Below are 4929 nucleotides of genomic sequence, written 5' to 3' on the forward strand. Positions count from 1 at the left end.
GGCGGCTGGCTGCTGGCCAAGATTGTCTTGATCGCGGTGACCAAAGGTCTGCGAGCCATCAACTTCAACATCCTGACCGAGCGTTCAGGCATGGACGGCTTCCTCAAACAAGGGGGGGTACAGTCCGACACGACCGACATCGTTGGCATCCTTTGCTACTGGCTGGTCATCCTCGCGGCTCTGCTGATCGCGTTCAACGGCCTGGGGCTGACCTACATCACCGACCTGCTCAGCAGGATTGTGTGGTTCGTGCCCAACGTGTTTGTCGCCATCCTGGTGCTGGCATTCGGGTCGTATTTCGCACGATTCATCGGCGATGCCGTTGCCACGTACTGCCGCAATGTCCAGATGCAGGACGCAGCGTTTCTGGGCAAGGTGGCTCAGTACGCGATCATGGTTTTCGTGACCCTGATCGCGCTCGACCAGATACAGGTCGGTGGCGATATCGTTCGCCAGAGTTTTCTGGTCATCCTGGCCGGCATTGTATTTTCGCTGGCCCTCGCTTTTGGTCTGGGCGGAAAGAACTGGGCGGCGGAGCGGATTGAACAGTGGTGGCCGAGCGACAAGAAGGTGGCGGACGAGGCAGACCAGAGCGCAGAGCGTTGACACCTTGATTTGAAAACTCAGGATCGTGCGGCTGGAATTCCTGACTGCCAACACAGCGACGCAAACTGGAGAACCCCAATGCCTTTGCTGAAGATACAAACCAATGTGATTCTCGACGCCGAAGCCGGAAAGACACTCGTAGCCGACGCGTCGCGTGCCGTTGCAGCGATGCTCGGAAAGCCTGAGCGTTATGTCCTGGTGTCGCTGGAGTCCGCCGCGACCATGGCTTTCGGGGGCGACTCCTCGCCGCTCGCCTATCTGGAGATGAAAAGCATCGGCTTGCCGCAGGGGCGAACCGCCGAATTCTCCAAGGCATTGTGCAAGCTCATGAGCACCGCGCTAGGCGTTTCCGCTGACCGGGTCTATATCGAGTTCGCCGACGCCCAAGGCTCGATGTGGGGATGGAACGGCGGGACGTTCTGATCACATCGGGTGCGTCTGCCGGGGGGATTGGTTCCGCCAGCTTAGCTAGACGGCGTTGGGTGTTTGCACAGCAGACCATGCTGGTCATTCACCTTCAGTCGGTTTTTATGCGCCGCCAGCAATTCCAGGCTTGTCTTCACGTAGTCGCGTGAAGAAAGTTCGCTGGCGGCATAGCGCCTCAAGAGCGTAAGCCAGCGTGCATGGATTTCGCAGCGTTCCTTGTCGCTCCCACCTGACAGGGGGCAATCAGGACACCGCGTCTCTGTCAGGACATCGATTGTCGCAAGTTTTTCCCACTTCTGGCGATATCTTCTGGCGTTGGTTTCAATCCATGCCATTGCCCGCTGCTCCTGCTCCTGAGGGGGGAATCGCGCGACGTACTCCTCGATTGCCGCGACCTGCTGGTGAAAGAACTCCGCATCCGATATCTCAGGACGCGGCAAGTCCCCCATGAAACGGGTAATGAGGGCAAGGGTGGGGTCATCCACGGTGTACATACGCTTCCCGTCGAGCAGAGAGAGAACTCAATCAGATGACGGAAATATAGCAAAGATTGCTGCGGTGCACAAGGTTATTTTTCGCTTCACAGGCGGGTGGTGGTGTACGGGACTGTGCGTGGCCGTCGTGAATCTACCAGGGTACCTCCTGGCCGTCGAACGCGATGAACCGGCCGGTGTCGTCGAGCGATATTCGCTCGATTACCGTCCGCATTCCGGCGACGCTTTGCTGCACGTCAATCAGCGCATTGGCACCGCCCATATCGGTCTTGACCCATCCGGGGTGAAGCGTGCCGACAGCGATGCCGCGAGACTTCAGTTCGATGGCAAGATTCTTCATCACCATGTTTACGGCGGCCTTGCTGGTTCGGTAGAGGGCACTGCTGCCGCTGTCATTGTCTGTGATACTGCCCATTTTGCTTGAGAGCGTCACGATCTTGCGCAGCCGACTGGCGGCGACATGATCGACAAGACACTCGACCATTCTCATCGGAGCCATGGTGTTGATCAAGAACGCCTTGTGCCATTCGGCATAGTCGATCGAGCCAAAGGAACTCCGTGGATAGACTCCTGCGTTGTTGATGAGTACGTCTATGGCCTGGCCGTTCAATTCTGATGCCAGACGCTCGATCTGGCTGAACTCAGAGACATCGAGGGCGTGCACCGCAATCTTTCCTGCACTATCCGTCGCCAGCCGATTAAGCTCTGTCGCCTTTAGCGGATCGCGGCAACAGGCGATGACGTGGCAACCGGCGCTAGCGTACTGTCTGACAAACTCCAGGCCAAGGCCACGATTGGCGCCGGTGACGAGTACCTGATATGTTGGACCATTCATTGGGATTGCCTTTCAATTACGTTATTCGTGCTCATTACGACCTATCGCAAAGGAATTGCCATGCAAATGACAGACATCCCATTCGGCACTACCGACTGGTCGAAAATTCCCCAAACGGAGCACCGTGGAGACGCCGGTCTGGCTTTGTGGCGCACACAGCATTTTAGTGATATCCGGGTCCGTCTGGTGGAGTACACGCCAGGCTATCTCGCCGACCACTGGTGCGTTAAGGGGCATATCTTGTTCTGCATCGAAGGCGAGCTGCACACGGAACTCGACGATGGGCGCGAGTTCACGCTCAAGCCGGGGATGAGCTACCAGGTCGCCGACAACGCAGAGCCGCACCGCTCAAGCACGGCACATGGTGCCAAACTGTTCATCGTCGATTGAGTCTGCCGGCCAGGCATTTATTCCGTCGGGTTGACGATCCACGCGGCGATGAGATCGACGGCCTCATTTTGCATACCGGCGTAGCCGTGGTAGTGCAAGGGCTCGCAGGGGTCGCCCGTTGCGCCTGAACCGCCGCTGACCAGGGTTAGCTTCCTGACCGGTGCGTTCTTCAGGCCGTCGACGATGTTTCTTGCCTCATATGGCCGGCAAGCCCAGCAGGCGTCATGCTCGTGGTGCAAAACCAAAGTCGGAACGCGGATCTTATCGAGATCCTGCTTGGGCACCGCACCGGCAATCTTGTAGGCGACGACTGACGACGTCAATACCACGCCCGAAACAAGACGCTCGCTGTCATGAATCGCCGCCGCCGCGGCAGATATCGTTCCCATGCTGGTGCCGACGACCCAGATCGGCCGCGCGCTCCGGTTCTTGATGGCCTTGAAAATCGCCACGTTGTCGGCAGCATGCTCCTCGCCAATGCGCACCGCGCCGTTGGAAAGGTCGATGCCGTCCGTCGGGCGACCGACCATGACGACATTGAACGGGTGGCTGGCCCAATGCTTGCCGGTGCGAATCAAGAAGTTGCCTCCTGCCGGCCAGCCGTCTTCGCCGATCTTTCCGTATCCCCCACCGCCGCCCGAAAAGAGCACGACCGTCGCCAGCGCGTCGTCGCGCCAGAACGTGTAGATCGGCACGGTAACGCCCTCGCGCGTGGCCACTCGCAGAACCTCACCGACGCCCGCTGCGTGCGCGTAGAGGGCGCCGCCAGCGAGCATCGTCGCCGCAAGCACGACTGCACGCCACATTCTCAAGAGTTCTCGCGAAAACGCCATGGCAGCCTTTCAGTCGTCGTCCAGCAGCTCCTGCACCTTTTCAGTCGGGCGTCCGATCACTGCCTTGTCGCCGTGCACGACTATCGGCCGTTCGATGAGAATCGGATGGGAAACAAGCGCGTCCAGCCACTCCTCGTCGCTCAGGGTTTTTCCTGCGTAATCCATCCTGAAGACTTCCTCGCCACGACGGACGAGTTCAGCCGGGCGCATGCCGAGCTTGTTCAGCAGGCTGCGCAGTTCCTCCTTGCCGGGCGGGTGTGCGAGGTAATCAATGATTCTTGCATTAAGTCCCCGCGCAGCGATCAGCTCGCAGGCAGAGCGGCTTTTCGAGCAGCGGGCGTTGTGATAGATGACGATAGGGTTTTCGGTCATGGGAGTTCCTGAAAAATGGCCCTTCTGAAAGATTAGCGCCAGACACTGAGTGGCGGATCGGTTACCACCGCGCGCAGAATATCGCCGCGCGAGACGAAGCCGATCAGTTCGCCATTGTCATTGACGATGGGTACGCCATCCACGTCGCGCTCAAGCATCACTCGCGCAATGCGCCGGATATCGGTCAGTACCGTGGCGGCCACGACCGGCGTAGCCATCACGTCGCTGACACTCCTGGCCAGCACGTCACGCACGCGTCCATCGGCAACGTTGAGTTTGGTCAGCAGATTTCGTTCGCTGACGATGCCAACCAGGCGATAACTGTCATCGATAACCGGCGCCTGATGAATCTGGTGGTCGACCAGGGTGCGCCAGGCGTGAGTCACGTTGTCTCTGGAATTCACGATGATGAGTTTTCGCTGCATGATTTGCTGGGCGTGGTAAAGCGGGCCGCGCTCAAGGTTCTGCGGCATCATCGCCTGATATGCCTCCACGGCAGACCTGCTCAAGCCGCCTGTAGCGGCGACGCTAGCTTCCGGAGCAATGCCGGCCTCAACCTGATCGCCGATGCGACGTACCGGCGTGACCGGGTCGCGAGCCATGACCGGTGGCATTCGGCCGAGTTCTTCAAGTGTGCCTTGAAAGATGGGGCCACTTAGCCCGTAGATCGTAAACATGCCCGTGCTTTCTCGTGCGTTGACTCAGAACCCGGCAGGGAGGCCGTCCGTCCGGAGTGTGATCGGGTGCGCGGGCCTCGCGGGACTATTCGGGAACATGGCAGACGGCCTCGATGTTGTGACCATCCGGGTCAAGCACGAAGGCGCCGTAGTAGTTTGGATGGTAGTGGGGACGCAAGCCCGGAGGGCCGTTATCGCGGCCTCCCGCGGCAAGTGCAGCCGCATGGAACGCATCGACCAGCTCGCAGCTTGAGACGCGAAATGCGACATGGACTGGTGGGGCATTGGGGGTGCCA

Annotated in this window: 9 protein-coding genes; 3 read left to right on the forward strand and 6 right to left on the reverse strand. The window is 59.3% G+C overall.

All coding sequences use genetic code 11. The annotated features are described in order from the left end of the window. Both PROAA_RS11350 and PROAA_RS11355 read left to right on the forward strand, forming a co-directional pair. A partial coding sequence (locus tag PROAA_RS11350; protein ID WP_186411453.1) for a mechanosensitive ion channel family protein occupies positions 1-606 on the forward strand: 606 nt, incomplete at its 5' end. Positions 607-684: 78 nt separating this feature from the next. After that, the gene (locus PROAA_RS11355) at positions 685-1029 is read left to right on the forward strand and encodes a phenylpyruvate tautomerase MIF-related protein (RefSeq protein ID WP_186411454.1); all 345 of its coding nucleotides are present in this window, start codon (positions 685-687) and stop codon (positions 1027-1029) included. A gap of 41 nt (positions 1030-1070) precedes the next feature. Here PROAA_RS11355 and PROAA_RS11360 read toward each other — a convergent pair whose 3' ends face one another. Continuing rightward, positions 1071-1526, reverse strand: a complete 456-nt coding sequence (locus PROAA_RS11360) for a hypothetical protein (protein ID WP_186411455.1) — start codon at positions 1524-1526, stop codon at positions 1071-1073. Positions 1527-1659: 133 nt separating this feature from the next. Further along, positions 1660-2361, reverse strand: coding sequence for an SDR family oxidoreductase (locus PROAA_RS11365; RefSeq protein ID WP_186411456.1), 702 nt, complete (start codon positions 2359-2361; stop codon positions 1660-1662). Between the two features lie 60 nt (positions 2362-2421). Here PROAA_RS11365 and PROAA_RS11370 point away from each other — a divergent pair, with 60 nt between their 5' ends. Next, positions 2422-2751, forward strand: coding sequence for a DHCW motif cupin fold protein (locus PROAA_RS11370; protein WP_186411457.1), 330 nt, complete (start codon positions 2422-2424; stop codon positions 2749-2751). A 17-nt stretch (positions 2752-2768) separates the two neighbouring features. Here the strand turns inward: PROAA_RS11370 and PROAA_RS11375 are convergent, their stop codons facing one another. The 4 genes from PROAA_RS11375 to PROAA_RS11390 all read right to left on the reverse strand — a co-directional run. Next, positions 2769-3557: an alpha/beta hydrolase gene (locus tag PROAA_RS11375; protein WP_222102229.1), complete on the reverse strand. Its 789-nt coding sequence runs from the start codon at positions 3555-3557 to the stop codon at positions 2769-2771. 36 nt (positions 3558-3593) lie between these two features. Beyond that, entirely contained in the window at positions 3594-3956 is a 363-nt protein-coding gene (gene arsC, locus PROAA_RS11380) for an arsenate reductase (glutaredoxin) (protein WP_186411459.1), read from the reverse strand. A 32-nt stretch (positions 3957-3988) separates the two neighbouring features. After that, complete coding sequence (locus tag PROAA_RS11385; RefSeq protein WP_186411460.1) at positions 3989-4633, reverse strand: CBS domain-containing protein; 645 nt, start codon at positions 4631-4633, stop codon at positions 3989-3991. An 85-nt stretch (positions 4634-4718) separates the two neighbouring features. After that, the coding region (locus PROAA_RS11390; protein WP_186411461.1) for a VOC family protein at positions 4719-4929 on the reverse strand (211 nt) is incomplete at its 5' end.

Source organism: Candidatus Propionivibrio aalborgensis (assembly GCF_900089945.1).
Classification (GTDB): Bacteria; Pseudomonadota; Gammaproteobacteria; order Burkholderiales; family Rhodocyclaceae; genus Propionivibrio; species Propionivibrio aalborgensis.